We start from the raw sequence: 19,302 nt of genomic DNA, 5'->3' as shown, positions 1-19,302 counted from the left end.
ATCAGAGCCAGTTGGCCAGCAGGCCCTGTGGCAGGTCGATGGGAAGCAGTGACGGCAGGGCCAGCATCAGGATGAAGAACACCACCGTGTAGATCATCGTGGTCTTCAGCTTTGCTCGGGCCACGATGAGCAGGAAGGCCGGAACGAAGACCGAGATGGCTGCCAGGTATCCCACCAGCGAGGTGAGCACGAGGAACCCAGCCATCCAGCTGAAAGTCCGCAAGGCGAAAGACGCATCGCTGGTCCACTTCGGGCCCCACGCCGAGCCGCGGCCGCCGCCCGTTCCGCTGGTTCCCGCCGGGTAGCCGGTGCCCGGACCGGTGTCCGGCTGCTGGATCGCAGCCGTTGCCTGGGCAGTGCCGGATGGTGCATGCCCTGCAGCTACGGGGACGGCTTCGGCAGGCGCGGTGAGATAGGCTGCGGCCGATACGTTGACCTGCCGGTCCGCGGCCATCGCCGTCTTGCGGGTGCGCAGTTCCAGCGCCAGGAGGATTCCGGACATGATAACTCCGACCCAGCCGACCAGCTGCGGAACAAGTTTCGCATCCGGGGAGTAGCTGGAGGAGAGCAGCAACGATCCGGCGAAGACCAGCAGCAGCACTGCGGCCGCGGCCAGAGACCACACCGAGTTCTTCAGCGGCGCTTCGGCATCCGGAGCGCTGTCCGACTTCGGATCGTCGTCGGCGCCGAGCTTGCGGCGGGAACGGACCCACTTGAAGACGTTCCAGAGGATCGGCAGCACGAGCACGGCGATGAACACCATGGTCCCCGGACGCAGCATCCACTCGAAGCCCTCGTACAGGCTGTCGGTCAGGAAGTAGTAGCGCTCCATCGGGATCGCCAGCACGAAGCCGATGAGGAAAGGAGCCCGCGGGAACCCGGTGGACTTCAGCACCCAGCCGGCCACGCCCAGCAGCACCATGACCCACAGGTCGCCCAGCTGACCGCCGTCCTGGAAGGAACCCAGGAGCATGATGACCACCAGGCCGGCGGCCAGGACAGCGAAGGGAACCTTGGTCAGCGAGGAGAGCGGACGCACGGTCAGGAAGCAGAACAGGGCACCAAGCACCGAGGCGATGGCGAAGGCCCAGATGATCATGTACATCAGGTCCAGGTGCTCGTTGATGATGCTCGGGCCCGGCTGGATGCCGTAGGTCAGCAGCATGCCCAGCAGCATGGCCGAAGGCACGCCTCCGGGGATGCCGAACAGGAAAGTGGGGATCAAATCGCCGGCTTCCACCGAGTTGTTCGCGCTTTCCGGCCCGACGATGCCGCGCGGGTCGCCCTTGCCGAACTTGCGCTTGTCCTTGGCGGTAGCCACCGCCTGGCCGTAGGCCAGCCAGGTGCCTGCGGTGGCGCCCACGCCGGGCAGCACGCCGGCCCAGATGCCAATCAGCCCGCCGCGGAGCACCTGGGACCAGTGCCCCAGCCACTCGCGGATGCCCGAGCCCCAGCCGCCGGAGACCTTTACGCTCTGCTTGTCGCCGCGGCGCTGGCTGGCTCGCGAGGCGATCTCGGCCAGGCCGAAAACGCCCAGGGCCACTGCCACCAGCGACAGCCCGTCGCCGAGGAACAGCGATCCGAACGTGAAGCGCTCTTCAGCGGTGGTCGGCGCGGTGCCGATCATGCCCACCAGCAGGCCGGCCAGCCCGGCGGTCAGCCCCTTGATCACGTTGCCCCGGGAGAGCACCGCGGCCAAGGCGACGCCGAGCACCGTGAGCATGAACAGCTCCGGGCTGGCGAAGGACAGGACCAGCGGGCGGGCCAGCGGGATAGCCAGGGTCAGGCCGACCGCGCCGATCAGCCCGCCGGCCATCGAGGAGAGGAAGGCCAGGGACAGGGCGCGCTTGGCTTGCCCCTTGCGGGCCATGGCGTAGCCATCGAGCATCGTCACCGAGGCCGAGGCGGAGCCCGGGGCGCCGAGCAGGATCGCCGACACCGTATCCGAGGTGTGCACCACCGCCAGCGCGCCGATCAGTAGGGCGAGGGCCGAAGCCGGGTCCATGCCGAAGGTGATGGGCAGCAGGATGGCCACGGCGGCGGTGCCGCCCAGGCCGGGGATCAGGCCCATGACCAGTCCCGAGATGACGCCGATGAGCAGCATGAGCAACATGCTCGGGTCGGCCAGCGAAGCCAATGCGGCCATTGCGGATTCCAGCATTGCTTGCCTCCTTAGTCGATTTCAATTCCGTAGGAGTCCTTGAGCAACGCGGTCACGTAGCCCTTGGTCTCCTCGGTGACGGTGTACGCGTCCTTGACGCGCTGGGAGAGGTTCTCGTCTGCGACGATCGGGTAGCCGCCGAGAACAGCCTCGGCCTTGTCGTTGAATTCCTTGTCTTCGGACAGCTGGTGCGCGGACTCGCGCAGCAGCTCGACAGCTTCCTCGGGTGCGTCCTTCGGTGCCCACAGGCCCTTCTGGTAGGTATAGGTCAGGCCCAGCAGGGTCTTGTATGCCTCCAGCTTCGGCCCGCTCGGCGCCTTGCCGTAGAGCTCCTCGTATACCTCGACGACGGTTGGCGCGTCGGGGAAGTTCGGATCCCGTACGACCTCCCCGTTCTCGTCGAGCTGCCCGAAGGACATCAGCACGGTGGCGGAGCCTTCCTCGGCCAGAGGTTCCACCGCCGAGTGGTAGGAGGAGGTGGTCGAATAGTCGATGTCCACCTCGCCACGCTGCAGGGCCAGGTTCACCGGACCGCGTCCCTCGAAACCGAAGGTCGCCGAGATGTCGGCTTCGAGCAGGTCGAAGGCGACCAACGTGGTCAGGTCCAGGCCGGTGGCGGTGATGCCGCCGAAGACCAGCGGCTTCTTGCGGTCCACCAGGTCCTTGACCCCGTCCACGCCGGCATCGGTGCGGGCGTAGATCACCCCGCCGGTGCCGTTGACCAGTACCGGTTCCAGCTTGTCGAAGGAATAGCGCACCACATCGCGGTCCAGCACCCACGGGACCACGGTGGTTGCGGTGCTCACCAGCAGTTCGGTCCCATCATCGGCGGCCGAGCTGGCGAAGCGGTTGCTGCCGGTAATGCCTTCGCCGCCGGCTTCGTTGATCGGGGCGAATCCCGGTTGCCCGGGAATGTCGTGCACCAGTTCCTGGCCGACGAAGCGGGCCCAGGTATCGGTGCCGCCGCCCTCGGCCAGCGGGATGACCATTTCCAGGGTCTCGCCAGCATAGTCGCCATCGGCGGTGGTTGCCGGCGGGTTGAGCAGACCGCCGCCGAGCAGGGTGGCTCCGAGCCCCAGGGCGGCGAATGCCGCCACCGAGGCGAAGACCGTGCGGCGCTTGTGCGGCGGCGGATCATCGAGCAACTGCGCGGACGCAGGGGCGAGCGCTGGTTCGCCGGCCAGCATGGCAGTGGCCTGCACTTCGGGCGGGGCGACCGGGTCGAAGCTAAGTTGCGCCTCGGCCAGCTCGCGGGCAGTTCGGGTGGTTCCGACCGCGGTCCTGCCCTCGATCTGGCGCTGCCAGGTCTGGATCTGCCCCGCAGGAGTCTGCATGCGCAGCACTTCGCCGGGTTCCGCGGAGAGCAGATTGGCGATGATCGTTCCCGGCTGGCGTGCGGCCATGGTCAGCGCGACGCTGCCTGTGATGGCCAAGGCCGGGTGCGGCGCTCCCATGGAGAGCATCATGACCCTGAAATCGCCTTCGTCGCCTTGATCCGCTGCCTGGGCGATGGCCAGTTTCGGGATGGCCCGCTGCGCGGCTTCGGCGCTGACGGCCAGGCCCATGGCCACGGCGCCGGCCCGGCGGATCCGCTCCAGCCGTTCGGACTCGGCCAGCGCCTGAGCCTGCCAGTCGGCGAAATCCACGGGATCCAGGCCCGCCTGGGCGGCGGTGATGATGACCAGGGGAGCCCCGGCATCGATCAGCGTGGCCTCGGCCTCGAACCCCGGGTGCGTGCCGTTGCCGGCAACCTGCAGCGTGCTGAGCGGCTCGCCGGCCGGGAAGAGCTGGCCGGTGGTGCCGCCGGCCGGATCGAGGAAGCCGATCTCCACTGCTTGGCCGGGGAAGGGTACCCCGGGAATGAACTCGGCGGACTGGGTGCCGTCCAGGTTCATGCGTTCGACGAGCAGCTGCCCGGTGTTGGTATTGCGGATACGCACCGTGGCCTGGCCGTCGTCGGCGTCGACCCAGCCGTGCTTGAGCGCGTAGGGAGCGATGACTGCCGAGCAGTTTCCGCAGTTGCTGCCCCAATCCACCACGGCTTGGTCGATGCCCACTTGGGCGAAGGTGTAGTCGACATCCACGCCGGGCTCCTCGCTGGGGCTGAGGATGACTGCCTTGCTCGTCGTCGAGCTGCCGCCGCCCACGCCGTCGATTTGGCGCGGGTCAGGGGAGCCGAAGAGGCGCAGCAGCACCTCGTCGGTGGTGAAGCCGGGAACTTCGAGCGCACTTCGCTCGAAGACCCAGCATTTGCTGGTACCCCCGCGCATCCAAGTGGCCTTAACCGTGTGTTTCATTGGACGGACCCAATCTATCGAGAACGTAGCGCCTGCGTTAGACGTGACGCCGGGCACTTATGCCTGTATCGATAATGAGACAGTCGACACTTAATTAGTAGTTACCCTTAGTTCAATAAATTGAAGCAATACTTAATTCAGCTTTGTTACTAGGAGAAAATGCGCGCCGAACCACTGATCTATTCGCGGTAGAGCCGTGCATTTCGTTGAAATTTTCGCAAGAATCCAGCAAATGTGCGCTTGATGAAATATAGTGAAGTTCTACTGCAAGGAGGAACCGTGCTTGATGCCAAGAGATTGCAGATATTGCTCTCCGTGGTCGAAGGGGGTTCGGTCACCGCGGCCGCCGACGAGCTGTTCTATACCCCGTCGGGGGTTTCGCAGCAGCTGCGCAAGCTCGAGGAAGAAGTGGGGCAGCCGTTGCTCCAGCGCCACGCCCGTGGCATGGTGCCCACCGACGCGGGCCATGTCCTGGCGGGCCATGCGCGCGCCATCCTGCAGCAAATGGACGCGGCCATGGCCGATTTGGACCAGCTGGCCGGCCTGAAGAGCGGAAGCCTGAGCCTGGGCACGTTCCCCACGCTGGGCAGCTCGTTCATTCCGCTGGTCATCAGCCGCTTCCGCAAGATGTACCCGTCCATCAAGCTTGATGTGCGCAGTACCCGTCTGCGCGAACTCATTGGCCTGCTCGCCAGGGGCGAGATCTCAATGGGCCTGCTGTGGGAATATGAATGGATGCGGCTCAAGCGCGACGATTTCGAGCTGACTACCCTGTTCACCGAGCCCACGGTGCTCGTGGTCGGCGCCGAGCATCCGCTGGCGCAACTCGAAGAGGTGGATGTGGCGGCCACTGCCCATGAGCAATGGATCGTGCGCGCCAACGAGCACCCGGTTGCCGAGCTGCTGGAGCGCACCTGCAATGCGGCGGGGTTTTCCCCGAAGATCTCTTTCCAGGCCAATGACTACCAGGAAGCCCAGGCGATGGTTTCAGTGGGGCTGGGCATCGCCTTGGCCCCGAAGTCCGCAGTGGTGAACCATCATCCAGGGGTCAAGGTCCTCTCCCTGGGCGAAGCGGCCGCTTCGCGCAGCGTGCTGCTGGCCCAGCGGCGCGACCGGGTCCGCGCCCCTGCGGAAAATGCCTTCCAGACGCTGCTTGTCGACATGGGTAAGACCTGGATCGACTAGCCGAAGACGCGTGCCCGGGCTGGCTGATCCCCGGGTGGCGCGGGCGGCAAAAAATCCTTGACCGGAGTTCCGGAGGTGCTCTAGGCTTCAAGATAACCTGATATACCAGTCGGATATTAAGGGATTCCTGCGGACCGGACCGTGCTCCTGCGCGCCCTGGAATCCCGCCGAACGGTGCAGGGATCAACTGCCACGCGTCCCGAGCGAGGGGAAATCCCATTGATCTCCAACGAAACCGTCATCAGCTATCTCCAGCGGCTTGCCTCTGGCGCCCCGACGCCGGGCGGAGGCGCGGCCGCAGGATTGCATGCGGCGCAGGCCGCGGCCCTGGTCTCGATGGTTGCCGAATTCACCTCCGGGCCGCGGTATGAAGCAGTCCGGGAGCAAGCACAGCAGATTGCCCGGCAGGCCAAGGCGATGATGCGCCAAGGGCTCAGCGCCGCCGAGGAGGACGAACGGCTGTTCGGCGCCTTGGGCGCGGCCTACAAGCTGCCCAAGGACAACGCAGAGCAGAAGTCGCTGCGCAGTGCGGCGATCCAAGACGCCACCATCGCCGCGGCAGAGCCACTGGCGACCACCGTCGAGGCCTCCATTGAGGTGACCAAGCTGGCCCAGCGGCTGCTGCCCATTGGCAACCGCTCGGTTATCAGCGACGTGGCCGCCGCTGCCGAAGCCGCGCGGGCGGCCCTGGCCACCGCGTTGGCCACCTTGGAAATGAACATTGGCGCCATCAACGATATCGCCCAGCGGGACCGGCTGGTGCAGCTGGCCAACCAGGCCAGCGAGGCAATCGCCCGCGCCGAAGAGCTCAGCGCCAGCGCCCGGACGGCGGTGGCCGCGTGACGGCATGGGACCTGTCCGGAGCGCCGGTGGCCGAAGCGATCCGCCAGCGCACCACGGAACTGGTGGGGCGTCTGGCCGGTGCGGGGGTCACCGTCCGTGTCGCGGTCGTGGTGGCCACCGGCAACGAGGCCACCGCCTGGTATGTGCGCTCCATCGAGCGTGCCGCCGCGCAATTGGGGGTGGAATGCCAGGTGGTGGACCTGGCCGGTGCAACGCACCAGCAGCTGGCCGAAACGATCACCGCATTGAACGAGGATGCCTCGGTGCACGGCATCATCTTGCAGACCCCCTTGCCGCCAGCGGTGGATGCGGCGGCGCTGGTGGCGCTGATCGATCCGGCCAAGGATATCGACGGGGCGAACCCGTTGAGCCTGGGACGGCTCAGTGTTGGGCAGCCGGCATTTGCCCCGGCTACCGCGCGCTCGGTCATCGAGATCCTGGAGCACTACCGGATTCCGCTGTCCGGGCAGCATGTCGCAGTGGTAGGGCGCTCCGCGGTAGTGGGCAAGCCGCTGGCCCAGCTGTTGCTGCGCCGTGATGCCACGGTGAGCATCTGCCACTCCAAGACCGCCGATCTGGCACGAATCACCAAGTCCGCCTCGGTGATCGTGATGGCCGTGGGCAAGGCGAACCTGCTCACTGCCAACGAGGCCGGGGAAACTTCCGTGGTGATCGATGTCGGAACCAATGTCAATGCCGAAGGCAAGCTGGTGGGAGACGTCCATGCGGCCTCGGTGCGCCCACTGGTGCGGGCCCTCAGCCCGGTCCCCGGCGGAGTCGGCACGGTCACCACGGCATTGCTGGTGCTTCATGCTGCGCAGGCCGCGGAGGCCAGCTTGCAACTGGACCCGGCGAAAGGAGCGCACATGGCCGGACGCTGGTAGCTGGCTGGCCGGCGTTCCGGGATCCGCGGCAGGCAAGCCAGCGTGCAGCGGGGGCCGGGATGGCGGAACCGCAATTGCCATGGCGAAGCGATTCACGGGCACGGTGCATGCCGGCGGGGAACAAGAACTGGGATCTGCCGCCGGCTGGATGCACCGGTGCCGCCGCCGCATCATCGATAGGAGTGTCGACGATGCGGCGGCTTTCTCGTGCTTGCTGTGTTGAAGGCCCATGCTAGAACGATCTGGCCGCGGCTCCCTTCTCCGGTAGCGGCGGCCAGATGATCAGCAGACTTGCCCGGTCAGGGGAGCGCGACCGCTTGGACGCTGGTTGCAGGCGGCTGCTTGACCCGTGGGAAGCAACTGCCCCGGGAATCATGTCCATGCATCATGGCGGCGCACGGCGGGACCAGGTGCGCCACGGCAGTATGCTTCCAGAACTTGACGCGCAATTCGATGATCAGCGCCGATGCCAGCTGCTCGAACAGGTCGCCCATGGTGCGCCCCGGCGGGGTGGCTCCGACCTTTTTGAGAGCCGCCTGCGGGGTGGTCACATGGAGCATCCGCAGTTGCCCGGTCACCGGGTCGAGCATTGCCACCAGGGCGGCGCGTGAATGGATCGAGACCATTCCCATCGCGTCATTCACCGATTTCGTGGCTCGAGTCATCACGATGGGCATTCCGGGAGCCCACCCATACTGTGACAGGTGCGCTTTGCCCTCGCGCGTCGCGATGAAATCCGCAACTCTGAGAGCCGTTTCAATTCTGGCAATCCTACCGGCCATTGCAGGTACTTCCCTTTCTTGCGTTGGACACGAAAACAATGAAGTTCGCAGGGATCCGTCCCCCAAGAAGCGGATCCTGTGGCTGGCGGAGGCTGGCTAGATCAGTGCCAGATCCGTGCCGGCGCCCTGTGGGCCGGCATCGGCCGCAGCGGCCGGATCGGCAGATGGCTGCTTCAGCCAATTCATGGCGCCCGGGGAGCCATCCGGTTGCCCGGGCAGGGCTGCCGGAGTTTCCTTGCCGGCAACGGAGAATTGGAGGTTCCGTGTCTCGAACTGGACGCCGAGCGACTTCTCCATTTGCGGAAGCAGCGTGTCATTGACGTAGAGCATCATCATCGGGACCTGCGCTTCGGCCGTTGCGGTGCAAGCGAGATTCACGATGAGCTCGCCAGGGGATCCGGAAATGCTGCAGGCTGCCGAGTGGATGGCATCCTCCTGGCGGCATTGGCGGGTTGCCAGGTCGGCGACCTGCCTTGTCCGGTTATCCCATGCCGGGTGGTGAACCGGACGTGCATCGGCGGGAACTGCCAAGGGATCTTTCATCATCTGCTCCGCTGCTTTGAGGTGTTTCGTAGTAGAATCTATTTAGACAAGCTAACTATTAGACAGGCTACATTTTTTTTCTGCGATTCAGGCAAACGAAATGATCCACAGCAGCGACGAAGGGCCAATGGAGCCAGCGAGAACTACTGCCGCGTCCGGCGAAAGGGAATCCATGGGCATGGATAAGCCAACCGGCTACTGGTACGGCGAAGGCAAACCGGCACCTGAAGCTGTTCACCTGTTGGAATTGCTGCGCAGGTATGGCCAGGCCGAGCGAAAAATGCGCGCGGAAACCCGCGGGTCCATGGGGATGAATGAAACCGACCTGTCGGCCTTGCGTTTCCTGCTCGGCGCCCATCGAAGGGGAGTGGTGCCTCGGCAACGAGACGTCGCTGACGAACTGGGAATCTCCCACGCGTCGGTCTCGGCGTTGATCGACCGATTATGCCGCGGCGGGTACGCCGCGCGCGTAGCGCATCCCTCCGATCGCAGGTCGGTGGGCATCGTTCCGACGGAATACAGCGATGCGCAGGTCAGGGCAACGCTGCAGGACATGCACGGGAAAATGCTGGAGGCGGTGAGCGCCCTGACGGCAGAGGAGCGGATTGCCGTGGCGAAGTTCTTGGAGGCCATCATCAGCAGCGTCGAGCCCGAGGAGACGCAGCGCGTGGGGCGGCAGGCGACGGACGCGAGCGGGCGCTGAGGCCGTGGCGAGCGCTGCGCGCCAGATGGCAAACGGCCGGGCACCGCTCGATTGAGCGGTGCCCGGCCGGTGCGGGCAGCAATGTGGCGCTAGTTGGCTGCGGTGGCCAGCGACAGGCCGCGCAGCCGTTCCATCTGCGGATCGTACAGCGGGTCATCGGCCACGGTGGCGGCGATCTGCTTGCCGAAGTACTCGATCGCCACCGCGTCCCCGGTTTCCACCCTTGTGGGCAGCCAGGCGTAGGCGATCGGCTTGCGCACCGTGTAGCCGTAGGCGGCACTGGTAACGTAGCCGGCGGCCTTGCCGTCCACGTAGACCGGCTCCTTGCCCAGCACAACGGAGACACCGTCATCAACGGTCAGGCAGCGCAGCCGCTTGGTGGCCGCCGCGGCACGTTCGGCCAGGGCGGCCTTGCCCACGAAGTCGGCGGTCTTGGCGGCCTTGACCGCAAAGCCCAGGCCGGCCTGCTCGGGTTCGTGCTCGCTGGTCATATCGGTGCCGAAGGAGCGGAAGCCCTTCTCCAAGCGCATGGAGTTGAACGCCGCGCGGCCGCCGGCGATGATGCCGTGCTCCTGCCCGGCCTCGAAGAGCACGTCCCAGAGCTTGGCGCTGACATCCGCTGACGCGTAGAGCTCCCAGCCGAACTCGCCGACATAGGACAGGCGCATCGCGGTAACCGGAATGCCGGCGATGGAGATCTGCTTGGTGCGGAAGTACTTCAGGCCCTCATTGCTCATGTCATCCGCCGACACCTTGGCCATGACCTCGGATGCCAGCGGGCCCCACAAGCCGATGCAGGAAGTGCCGGCGGTGATATCGCGCACCGCTGCCCACTTGCCCGGGTTGGCGGCGTTGAACTTCTTCGCTTCGCGGTTCAGGTAGGCGACATCCACATTCGAGTTGATGCCGGCCTGGTAGACCTCGTCGGAGAGCCGGGCCACGGTGATGTCGCTGGTGATGCCGCCAGCGGCATCCAGCAGCAGGGTGTAGCTGACCATGCCCGGGGCACGCAGCATGTTGGCGGTGGTCAAGCCCTGGAGCAGTTCGCCGGCCCCGGGGCCGGTGACCTCCACGCGCTTGAGCGGGGTCATGTCGAACATGGCCACGGCGGTGCGGGTCTTCCAGGCTTCCACCGCGGCGATCGGCGAATGGAACTTGGCGGACCAGGCATCGCGTTCCGGTCCGGCCCATTCGGCAGGCAGCTGCTCGAGCAGCGCGGCGTTGGCTTCGTACCAGTGCGGGCGCTCCCAGCCGGTGCCTTCCAGGAAGTACGCTCCCAGTTCCTGCTGGCGGGAGTAGAACGGGGAGGTGCGCACGGCGCGCGGCGTGGTGCGCGGTTCCAGCGGGTGGCGGACGTCGTAGATTTCCACGAAGTTCTGCTGCGAGGTCTCGCTGACGTATTCCCTGGTCGTCTGAACGTCCTCGAATCGGTTCAGGTCGCAGTCGCCCAGGTCCGTCGTGGAGGTGCCGGTCGCGATCAGCTCGGCCACGGCCTTGGCGATGCCCGGCGCGTGGGTGACCCACACGGCTTCGGCCACGAAGAATCCGTCGACCTCGCGGGACTGTCCCACCAGCGAGCCGCCGTCCGGGGTGAAGGAGAAGATGCCGTTGAAGCCGCGCTGGATCTCGGTGCTGCGCAGATCCGGCAGCAGTTCCTGGCTGGCCTCCCACTCGGCCGCGAAATCCTCAGGGGTGAAGTCCAGCGAGGAGGGCATGCGCTCATGGGTGATGTCCTCTGGCCGGTAGGCCGGCAGGGTGTCCAGGTCCACCGGCATCGGGCGGTGGGCGTAGGAGCCGATGCCGATGCGGTCTCCCCACTCGCGGTAGTAGAGGTCGCGGTCCTGGTAGCGCAGGATCGGGCGGCTGGCGCCGGCCGGCAGCTCGTTGACGCCGGCCAGCGATGGCACCGGGGTGCTCCAGGCGAACTGGTGGGCCAGAGGCAGCAGCGGAATCGGCGTGCCAACCATCTCGCCGATCTTCGGTCCCCAGAAGCCGGCGCAGGAAACCACGATATCGGCCTCGAAGCGCTCGTCGCCGCAGAGCACCGCGGTGACCTTCCCTCCGGATTGCTCGATGCCGGTGACGATGGTGCGATCGCGGAATTCAACGCCGGCGGCCTTGGCGCGTTCCATCACCAGCGCGGTGCCCTTGGCCGCCAGCGCCAGCCCGTCGCCCGGGGTGAACAGCCCGCCCAGGACCTTCTCAGGGTTGAGCATCGGGAACTTCGCCAAGCAGTCGGCCGCGTCGATGACTTCGGCCTGAACGTCATAGGAGCGGTTCCATCCGGCGCGGCGGTGCAGGTCGGCCAAGCGCTCATCGGTGGTGGCGATTTCCAGTCCGCCCACCGGGAGGAAACAGCCGCGTCCGTCGGCACCGACCAGGCTGGTCAGCTTCTCGATGGTGTACTGCGCGAATTCGGTCATGGACTTGGACGGGTTGGACGAGAAGACCAGGCCCGGGGCGTGCGAGGTGGAGCCGCCGGGAAGGCCCAGCGGCCCCTGCTCGATGACCAGGGTATTGGCGTGGCCCAGGGCGGCCAGCTCATCGGCGAGGTTGGCGCCGACGATGCCGGCGCCGATGATGATGATCCGTGGGGAAAGACGGGACATGGGGACTCCTTTTAAAGGCGTGTGGTGTGGTGGGGCGGAAGGGTGCGTGGCGGCTAGGCGTCGATGACCAGATCCGAGACGGCGGTGGAACAGCAGGGCAGGAACTTGCCTGCCTCGATTTCACGGGCGCGGATGCCGCCCTGGTGGTTCATCTCCACGTCGCCGTCGAGCTTGACGACCTTGCAGGAGCCGCACATGCCTTCCTGGCAGTTGGCGCCGATGCGCACCCCTGCCCGCTGCGCGACGCCCAGGATCCGCTCTTCGGAGCTGATCCGGACATTGAGCGCGGAGCGCAGGAAGGTCATGGTCAGCTCGCCGGTGCCCACGGTGGGGAAGGAACTGGCATCGGCGGCCGGGGAACCGGTGTCCGGCGCAGGCTCCGGGGCCAGCGGCGCGGCGGAATCGACGGCGACCAGCGGCTGGCCGGTAGCCTCGATGGTGCCGGTCTCGTCGTAGTCCGGTTCGTAGATGGCAAGTTCCGGCGGCTGGCTTTCGTAGAACTCTTCCACCGATTCGGCCACCTCCTCGGCGATGCCCTCGGCCAGCGAGATCTCCTGCTGGTATTCCAGCAGCGTCTTGCGGTCCCCGGAGAAGAACTCCATGAATACCGAGGTGTCATCCACGCCAACCTGCCGCAGCAATTCGGTGGCGGAGTTCAGGTAGCCTTCCGGCCCGCAGGCAAAGACCTTCCGTCCGTTGGCATCGGGGGCCACCGCCTCGATCATCTGTGCGGTCAGCCTCCCGGAGAAGCCTTCCCAGTCCGCCGGCTTCTCGCGGTCGCCCAGCGAATAGTAGACCTGGATGCGCGAATCGACTTGTGCGATGTATTCCAGCTCGGGCCAGAAGGCGAAGTCCCCGGGCACCGTTCCGTGGCAGAGCACCACCACATCGGCCTGGCCGGGCAACGAGTGGATGGTGCGCACCATCGACATGATCGGGGTGATCCCGGCGCCGGCGGAAAGGAACAGGTAGCGGGCGCGGCGATCGGAATCCCCCAAATGGAATGCCCCGACCGGGCCGAGCATGTCCAGCACCATGCCAGGGCGCAGGTTCTCATGCGCCCACCGGGAGACCAGGCCCTTCGGGTCGCGCTTGATCCCGATGCTGAAGGTCCACGGCACGGTCGGAGCACTGGAGATCGAGTAGCTGCGGTCCACCATTTCCTGGCCCTCGCCGTGCACCGGGAAGGCGATGTTCAGGTATTGCCCGGCGCGGAACGCCAGCGGGGCGCCGTCGAGGCGGCGGAAGACGAAGGTCATCAGCCCGCCGGCCTCCTCGATGGTCTGCACGCATTCGGCGAGGAATTCCTGCGGATGCCACGGGCCCAGGGCGCGGGCGGCGCTCGCTGGGCCTTCCTGCGAGCTGAGCACGCGGTTCCACGGCATTTCCATTCCGCGGATGCGCTGCGCGGCGGCGGTGCCGGCCTGCGTGGTGCCAGTGCTCATGCCAGGTGCTCCAGCACGCGCTGGGTGTACCAGTTGATGAACGCCTCCACCTGGTATTCGCTCTTCATGTACGGGCCTGGCTGGTAGGCGGGGCTGGCCGCGCCCTTCTGGCACAGCTCCACGAACGCCTTGTCCTGCAGGTTGGTCTGCTTCCAGGTGTGGGTCAGCTGCTCCAGGTCGTAGTCGTCGCCTTCCACCGCGTCATCGGCCACCAGCCAGGTGGTGCGCACCAGGGTCTGGTGCTCGTTGATCGGGTAGGCGGCGAAGGTGATCACGTGGTCGGATTGGAAGTGGAACCAGCTGTTGGGCTGCAGGTGCATGGAGCAGCGGCCCAGCCGGAAGTCGCGCAGTTCGCCGAGCAGCTTCTTGGACAGGCGGTGCCCGTCGGCCGAGAAGGATTCGCCGTCGCCGTCCAGCGACTCGCGGGAAATGCGGATGCCCGCCACACGGGTGTCCAGCTGCTCGACGACCTCGTAGGGCAAGCCATAGCGGCGGCAGCGTTCCTCCAGATCCGCCTGGGCCTTCTGGTTGCGCGCCCAGACCTCTTCCAGATGCGGCGGGACGGTCTCATCGCTCAAGCCCCAGGTGGGGAACAGCGAGCAGGCCAGCTCCGGGTGCCCGTCGCAGTGGTAGCACTCGCGGTTGTTCTCCATCACCAGCTTCCAGTTGCCTTCTTCGATGATGTCCTGCTGGTAGGCGACCTTGGTGCGGGAGATGTCGTGCGGCGCGAGGTAGGGCTCGAAGATTTCGGCGACCTCGTCGAAATCCGCCGGCGGCTCCTGGGCCAGGGACACGAAGACGAGCCCGGCGTGGATCCGTCCGTGGGCGCGCTTGAGCGCGAAGCAGTTCTTGTCGAAGTCGCCTTCGCCCGGGGCCGAGGCGTGGATCAGGTCCCCCTCGGGGGAGTAGGTCCATGAGTGGTAGCCGCAGACCAGGTTGCCGGTGCTGCCCGAGGCGGCGGTCAGCACGCGGGCGCCGCGGTGCCGGCAGACGTTGTGCAGCACGTTGACCCCGCCGTCGTCGGTGCGCAGCACGATCAGCGAGTGCGGGCCGTAGTCCAGGGTCACGTAGTCGCCGGGCTCGGGGATTTCGGCGATGCTCGCGGCGAAGAGCCAGTGGGTTCCGAAGATGGCCTGCATCTCGACGTCGAAGATCGCGCGGTCGGTGTACAGCGGGGATTCAAGCGAATAGCCCTTGCGCCGGTTTGCGAAGAGCTCGGTGATCTCGGCGAGCTGCTCGTGGCTCATCGATGAAGCAAGTTTTCCGCGCGTGGTGTGCGGCGCGCTGGCCGAAGCGGTCATCTGGTACTCCTAGGGGCAAGACGCGCCAGGCGTCCTCGGGATGTGGATTTTCGGTGAACTTGTGCGGCGAGTCACCGCATGAGTCGAGACTAGGAAGAAACCCCCTGCAAGAAAAGCGCAAGAAATTGGATCAAACCGTGCACAATTAGTGCATGATCGATCCACGCTTCTCCACCCTGCGGGTTTTCTCCTCCACGGGCTCCGTGGCCCGCACCGCGGAACTGACCGGATATTCGCCCTCTGCCGTCTCCGCCCAGCTGCGCGAACTGCAGCGCTCGCTGGGCATCAAGCTGATCGCCAAGGAGGGGCGAGGGGTGCGGCTGACCTCTGCCGGCCAGCAGCTCGTTGCCGGAATCGACTCGATTGTGACGCAGTGGGAGCTGCTGGCCGCCTCGGCGCGGTCCGCGTCGGGCCAGCTGCAGGCGCATTTCGGCCTCGGCGGATTCTCCACCGCGGCCGCGCAGCTGCTTGCCCCGCTGGCCGCGACCCTGCGCTCCACCCGGCCGGAGGTGGAGGTCCAGCTGATCGAGGCGCAGCCTCAGCGCTGCCTGGATCTGCTGCTGGCCGAGCGCATCGACCTTGCGGTGATCGTGGCCAGCCAGGCCCCGGGCGGCGGCGGTGCCAAGGACCGCTTCGAGCAGACCGTGCTGCTCGATGACCCGCTGGATGTGGTGCTGCCCGCCACGCATCCGCTGGCGCAGCGCAAGTCCGTGGCCCTGGAGGATCTGGCCGATGACCCGTGGATCTCCGAATCCGGGCAGTCGGTCTACCGGGCACTGTTCGTCGCGGCCTTCACCTCGCTGGGGGTCACCCCGCACATCGCCCACGAGGCGGTGGAGTGGGAAACCATGATCGCGTTCATCGGCGCGGGCCTGGGCGTGGGGCTGCTGCCGCGCCTGGCGACCCTGGGCGATGCGGAGAACGTGGTGCGCCGGCGGATTTCAGGGGCGGCCAAGCCCTCGCGGCGCATCGTCGCGGTGACCCGCAAGGGCAGCCGCGGTTCGCCGCTGATCGAGGAATCGCTGGAAATTTTGCAGCGCACCGCCAAGAGCATCATTTCCCAGCGTTCTGCCGAGGAACTGGACGGGTAGCGGGCGCCGCAAAAGCCTGCCGGAGGGGGAGGGATTTCGAACCGGGCTATTGACATGGATCACGCTCCATGCGCAGACTTGGGCACATCCAATTTGGTATCCAACTGATATTTCAAGGGAGAAGTGCGCCATGGGCAACTTGGCAGTGAGCTATGCCGGAGCCGGCAAGGTCGAATTGATCGACACCCCGTACCCCGAATTCGAATTGAAGGACGGTCCCGGGGTGCACCCGGCGAACGTCGGGCGGCAGGTGCACCACGGGGTCATCCTGCGCACCATCGCCACCAACATCTGCGGCTCGGACCAGCACATGGTCCGCGGCCGAACCACCGCCCCGGAGGGCCTGGTCCTCGGCCACGAGATCACCGGCGAAGTGGTGGAAGTGGGCCGCGACGTGGAGTTCCTCAAGGTAGGCGATGTCGTTTCGGTGCCCTTCAACATCTCCTGCGGCCGCTGCCGCAACTGCAAGACCGGGCAGACCGGCATCTGCCTGAACGTGAATCCCGACCGCCCGGGCTCGGCCTACGGCTATGTGGACATGGGCGGCTGGGTGGGCGGCCAAGCGGAGTACGTGCTGGTGCCCTACGCGGACTGGAACGCCCTGAAATTCCCTGACCGCGACCAGGCCATGGAGAAGATCCTGGATCTGGCCATGCTCTCGGACATCTTCCCCACCGGCTACCACGGGGCGATCGGCGCCGGGGTCACCGTCGGCTCCACGGTGTACGTCGCCGGTGCCGGGCCGGTGGGCCTGGCCGCCGCCACCTCGGCACAGCTGCTGGGGGCTGCCACGGTGATCGTCGGGGATTTGAACGCCGACCGGCTGGCCCAGGCGCGCAGCTTCGGCTGCGAAACCGTGGATGTCTCGCAGGGCGATCCGGCCGAGCAGATCGAGCAGATCCTGGGCGTGCCCGAGGTGGACTGCGGCATCGACGCGGTGGGCTTCGAGGCCCGCGGCCACGGGCATGACGCCGGGAAGGAGCAGCCTGCCACGGTGCTCAATTCGCTGATGGAAATCACCCGTGCTGGCGGCAGCCTGGGCATCCCGGGACTCTACGTCACCGGGGATCCGGGCGCCGCGGACGAGGCGGCGAAGGTCGGCTCGCTGTCCATGCGCTTCGGCCTGGGCTTCGCCAAGTCCCACACCTTCGTCACCGGCCAGTGCCCGGTGATGAAATACCACCGCGGGCTGATGCAGGCGATCCTGGCGGACAAGGCCTCGATTGCCAGGAACGTCAATGCCACGGCCATCGGATTGGACCAGGCGCCGCAGGGCTACGCGGCCTTCGACGAGGGCGCCGCGCAGAAGTTCGTGCTCGACCCGCACGGCCTGATCAGCGCCTGACCGGCCGCGCAACCGCTGCCCACCCGGCGGGCCGGGAACCATTCCCGGCCCGCAGGGCGGCCTACCGGCCTTGGCCTTGAGCCAGGCCATCTCGCCGGCCCCGGCACCATTTAACGAGCAACCCCGGGACCCCGGCTGATTCGGCGCGCCCGCATGCCGTTGCCTGCGTGCCTCCTCTTGCCTTGATTGAAGGAAATCCACATGAAACGCACTGAGCAACCCGTGAACGATCTGGTCAGCGAGCTGCACTCGGCTCGCCGGCGTCGCCCTCGAAGGTATCTGGCTTCCGGCACCGACTACTGGGTCTTCGGCATCGCCGGAGTCCTCGCACTGGCCTTCATCGCCTGGGGCTTCGCCTCGCCCGCCGGACTGGGCTCCGCGGCAGGAAAGGCCTTGGACTGGGTCATCACGAATACCGGCTGGGTCTTCGTGATCGCCGCGACGGTGTTCACCGTCTTCGTGCTGGTGGTCGCGGCCAAGAGCTTCGGACGCATTCCGCTGGGCAAGGACGGGGAGAAACCGCAGTTCAGCACCGTCTCCTGGATCTCGATGATGTTTGCCACAGGCATGGGCATCGGGCTGGTCTTCTACGGGGTGGGCGAGCCGCTGTACTTCTACATGTCCCCGCCACCGGAAACCGTGGGCGGGCAGACCTCGGCCGCGGTGGGCACCGCCATGGGCACCACGATGTTCCACTGGACGCTGTTCCCCTGGGCGATGTACGCGATTGTCGGGCTGGGCATGGCCTACAGCAGCTTCCGGCTGGGCCGCCCGCAGCTGTTCTCCTCGATGTTCAGCTCGATCTTCGGCGAGAAGGTGGTGCACGGCTGGGGCGGGAAGACGATCAACATCCTTGCCATCCTGGCCACGCTCTTCGGTTCGGCCTGCTCGCTGGGCCTCGGTGCGCTGCAGATCGGCGGCGGGATCCAGTCCGTCGGGCTGCTGCCCTCGGTGGGTTCGGGGATCCTGGTGCTGATCATTGCGGTGCTCACCGCCATGTTCGTGGCCTCGGCTGTGTCCGGAATCGAGCGCGGCATCCAGTGGCTGTCGAATATCAACATGGTGCTTGCGGTGATCCTGGCCCTGGTGGTGTTCATTGGCGGTCCGACGCTGTTCATCCTGAATGTGATCCCCAATGCGGTGGGTTCCTTCATTGCAGACCTGCCGGAAATGGCATCGCGGACCGCTGCCTCCGGCGACGGCGACATGGCCGCCTGGCTGTCTTCCTGGACGATCTTCTACTGGGCATGGTGGGTTTCCTGGACCCCGTTCGTGGGCCTGTTCATCGCGCGGATCTCGCGCGGGCGCAGCATCCGCCAGTTCGTCACCGGCGTGCTGCTGGTTCCTTCCACCGTCACGCTGATCTGGTTCGCGATCTTCGGCGGCGGCGCCATCGGCCTGCAGGAGCGGGCCGAGCGCAACGGGGACATGGGCCAGGCGCTGGCCAGGATGGTGGACGGGGCACCTGACATCGACTTCGACTCGGTGCTCTTCGAGCTGCTCGGCGCGCTGCCGTTCCCCGAATGGTTCTCCATTGCGCTGATGGGGCTGACCGTGGTGCTGATTGCCATCTTCTTCGTTACCGGGGCGGACTCGGCATCGATCGTGATGGGCGCGCTCAGCGAGCGCGGCGCCGAGGACCCGTCGAAGAAATCGGTGGTCTTCTGGGGCGTTTCGGTGGGCGCGGTGGCGGCGGTGATGCTGCTGGCCGGCGGGGACCATCCGGCGGAAGCATTGAACGGGCTGAAGAACATCACGATCGTCTCGGCGCTGCCATTCGTGCTGGTGATGCTGCTGCTCTGCGTGGCGCTGTGGAAGGACCTGGGCCGCGACCCGCTGGTGCTGCGCGGCAAGGTGGCCATGGAGGTGCTGGAGCAGGCAGTGGATGACGGCATCGACCGCCACGAGGGCGAGCAGTTCTGCTTGATGACCAGGGAGAACTCCATTGTCGCAGCCTCGGCGCCGGAAGCCGAAGCAGAAGAGCCGGAAGCACCTGCGGATGAGCCGGCGGACGATGGGCAACAGGCCGAGGTGCGCGAAGCCCGCCAGCACCCCGATGCGGATCTGGAACCCGAGGGTGCCGGACGCTAGCGTGCCGGCCGCGTCCCGGAGC

General features: G+C 66.4%; 14 protein-coding genes. 7 read left to right on the top strand and 7 right to left on the bottom strand.

From position 1 onward, the window contains the following. Nucleotide 1: 1 nt before the first annotated feature. The gene (locus BKX98_RS09525; protein WP_073707049.1) at nucleotides 2–2,161 is read right to left on the bottom strand and encodes a tripartite tricarboxylate transporter permease; all 2,160 of its coding nucleotides are present in this window, start codon (nucleotides 2,159–2,161) and stop codon (nucleotides 2–4) included. Between the two features lie 11 nt (nucleotides 2,162–2,172). Next, the gene (locus BKX98_RS17255; RefSeq protein ID WP_255372329.1) at nucleotides 2,173–4,458 is read right to left on the bottom strand and encodes a PrpF domain-containing protein; all 2,286 of its coding nucleotides are present in this window, start codon (nucleotides 4,456–4,458) and stop codon (nucleotides 2,173–2,175) included. 279 nt (nucleotides 4,459–4,737) lie between these two features. Between BKX98_RS17255 and BKX98_RS09510 the strand changes: the two genes are divergently transcribed. The 3 genes from BKX98_RS09510 to BKX98_RS09500 all read left to right on the top strand — a co-directional run bounded on the left by BKX98_RS09510 (nucleotide 4,738) and on the right by BKX98_RS09500 (nucleotide 7,370). After that, a complete protein-coding gene (locus tag BKX98_RS09510) occupies nucleotides 4,738–5,643 on the top strand; it encodes a LysR family transcriptional regulator (protein ID WP_038992944.1) in 906 nt (301 codons plus the stop codon). Between the two features lie 141 nt (nucleotides 5,644–5,784). After that, a complete protein-coding gene (locus tag BKX98_RS09505; RefSeq protein ID WP_158024679.1) occupies nucleotides 5,785–6,486 on the top strand; it encodes a cyclodeaminase/cyclohydrolase family protein in 702 nt (233 codons plus the stop codon). Beyond that, nucleotides 6,483–7,370, top strand: a complete 888-nt coding sequence (locus tag BKX98_RS09500; RefSeq protein ID WP_073707047.1) for a bifunctional 5,10-methylenetetrahydrofolate dehydrogenase/5,10-methenyltetrahydrofolate cyclohydrolase — start codon at nucleotides 6,483–6,485, stop codon at nucleotides 7,368–7,370. Before BKX98_RS09505 ends, BKX98_RS09500 begins: the two co-directional genes overlap by 4 nt. 299 nt (nucleotides 7,371–7,669) lie before the next feature. Here BKX98_RS09500 and BKX98_RS09495 read toward each other — a convergent pair whose 3' ends face one another. Further along, nucleotides 7,670–8,035, bottom strand: coding sequence for a hypothetical protein (locus BKX98_RS09495; protein WP_143181083.1), 366 nt, complete (start codon nucleotides 8,033–8,035; stop codon nucleotides 7,670–7,672). Nucleotides 8,036–8,248: 213 nt separating this feature from the next. Continuing rightward, a complete protein-coding gene (locus tag BKX98_RS09490; protein WP_073707045.1) occupies nucleotides 8,249–8,698 on the bottom strand; it encodes a hypothetical protein in 450 nt (149 codons plus the stop codon). A 97-nt stretch (nucleotides 8,699–8,795) separates the two neighbouring features. Here BKX98_RS09490 and BKX98_RS09485 point away from each other — a divergent pair, with 97 nt between their 5' ends. Further along, the gene (locus BKX98_RS09485) at nucleotides 8,796–9,398 is read left to right on the top strand and encodes a MarR family winged helix-turn-helix transcriptional regulator (protein ID WP_233125330.1); all 603 of its coding nucleotides are present in this window, start codon (nucleotides 8,796–8,798) and stop codon (nucleotides 9,396–9,398) included. Between the two features lie 89 nt (nucleotides 9,399–9,487). Here the strand turns inward: BKX98_RS09485 and BKX98_RS09480 are convergent, their stop codons facing one another. The 3 genes from BKX98_RS09480 to BKX98_RS09470 are packed head-to-tail and all read right to left on the bottom strand — an operon-like array spanning nucleotide 9,488 to nucleotide 14,753. After that, a complete protein-coding gene (locus BKX98_RS09480; RefSeq protein WP_073707044.1) occupies nucleotides 9,488–12,007 on the bottom strand; it encodes an FAD-dependent oxidoreductase in 2,520 nt (839 codons plus the stop codon). Between the two features lie 53 nt (nucleotides 12,008–12,060). Further along, entirely contained in the window at nucleotides 12,061–13,452 is a 1,392-nt protein-coding gene (locus BKX98_RS09475) for a flavin reductase family protein (RefSeq protein ID WP_073707043.1), read from the bottom strand. Continuing rightward, complete coding sequence (locus BKX98_RS09470; RefSeq protein ID WP_073707042.1) at nucleotides 13,449–14,753, bottom strand: SRPBCC family protein; 1,305 nt, start codon at nucleotides 14,751–14,753, stop codon at nucleotides 13,449–13,451. Before BKX98_RS09470 ends, BKX98_RS09475 begins: the two co-directional genes overlap by 4 nt. 152 nt (nucleotides 14,754–14,905) lie before the next feature. On the opposite strand from BKX98_RS09470, the gene BKX98_RS09465 reads away from it, so the two are divergent. From BKX98_RS09465 to BKX98_RS09455, 3 genes are all read left to right on the top strand, one after another. Next, nucleotides 14,906–15,844 (top strand): LysR family transcriptional regulator, encoded by a 939-nt coding sequence (locus BKX98_RS09465; RefSeq protein ID WP_073707041.1) that lies wholly within the window; start codon nucleotides 14,906–14,908, stop codon nucleotides 15,842–15,844. A 130-nt stretch (nucleotides 15,845–15,974) separates the two neighbouring features. Continuing rightward, nucleotides 15,975–17,189 (top strand): formaldehyde dehydrogenase, glutathione-independent, encoded by a 1,215-nt coding sequence (fdhA, locus tag BKX98_RS09460; protein WP_073707040.1) that lies wholly within the window; start codon nucleotides 15,975–15,977, stop codon nucleotides 17,187–17,189. A gap of 201 nt (nucleotides 17,190–17,390) precedes the next feature. Beyond that, complete coding sequence (locus BKX98_RS09455) at nucleotides 17,391–19,280, top strand: BCCT family transporter (RefSeq protein ID WP_083586728.1); 1,890 nt, start codon at nucleotides 17,391–17,393, stop codon at nucleotides 19,278–19,280. The last annotated feature ends 22 nt before the right edge of the window (nucleotides 19,281–19,302 follow it).

Source organism: Glutamicibacter sp. 0426 (assembly GCF_001906485.1).
Taxonomy (GTDB): domain Bacteria; phylum Actinomycetota; class Actinomycetes; order Actinomycetales; family Micrococcaceae; genus Glutamicibacter; species Glutamicibacter nicotianae.
This window is presented reverse-complemented; position numbering and strand designations above follow the sequence as displayed.

What these genes read in the sequence shown, in the direction of transcription:
- BKX98_RS09465 (WP_073707041.1), top strand. Translation starts at nt 14,906, where the DNA reads ATGATCGATCCACGCTTCTCCACCCTGCGGGTTTTCTCCTCCACGGGC.
- BKX98_RS09525 (WP_073707049.1), bottom strand. Translation starts at nt 2,161, where the DNA reads ATGCTGGAATCCGCAATGGCCGCATTGGCTTCGCTGGCCGACCCGAGC.
- BKX98_RS17255 (WP_255372329.1), bottom strand. Translation starts at nt 4,458, where the DNA reads ATGAAACACACGGTTAAGGCCACTTGGATGCGCGGGGGTACCAGCAAA.
- BKX98_RS09490 (WP_073707045.1), bottom strand. Translation starts at nt 8,698, where the DNA reads ATGATGAAAGATCCCTTGGCAGTTCCCGCCGATGCACGTCCGGTTCAC.
- BKX98_RS09485 (WP_233125330.1), top strand. Translation starts at nt 8,796, where the DNA reads ATGATCCACAGCAGCGACGAAGGGCCAATGGAGCCAGCGAGAACTACT.
- BKX98_RS09455 (WP_083586728.1), top strand. Translation starts at nt 17,391, where the DNA reads ATGAAACGCACTGAGCAACCCGTGAACGATCTGGTCAGCGAGCTGCAC.
- fdhA (WP_073707040.1), top strand. Translation starts at nt 15,975, where the DNA reads ATGGGCAACTTGGCAGTGAGCTATGCCGGAGCCGGCAAGGTCGAATTG.
- BKX98_RS09495 (WP_143181083.1), bottom strand. Translation starts at nt 8,035, where the DNA reads ATGACTCGAGCCACGAAATCGGTGAATGACGCGATGGGAATGGTCTCG.
- BKX98_RS09470 (WP_073707042.1), bottom strand. Translation starts at nt 14,753, where the DNA reads ATGACCGCTTCGGCCAGCGCGCCGCACACCACGCGCGGAAAACTTGCT.
- BKX98_RS09475 (WP_073707043.1), bottom strand. Translation starts at nt 13,452, where the DNA reads ATGAGCACTGGCACCACGCAGGCCGGCACCGCCGCCGCGCAGCGCATC.
- BKX98_RS09480 (WP_073707044.1), bottom strand. Translation starts at nt 12,007, where the DNA reads ATGTCCCGTCTTTCCCCACGGATCATCATCATCGGCGCCGGCATCGTC.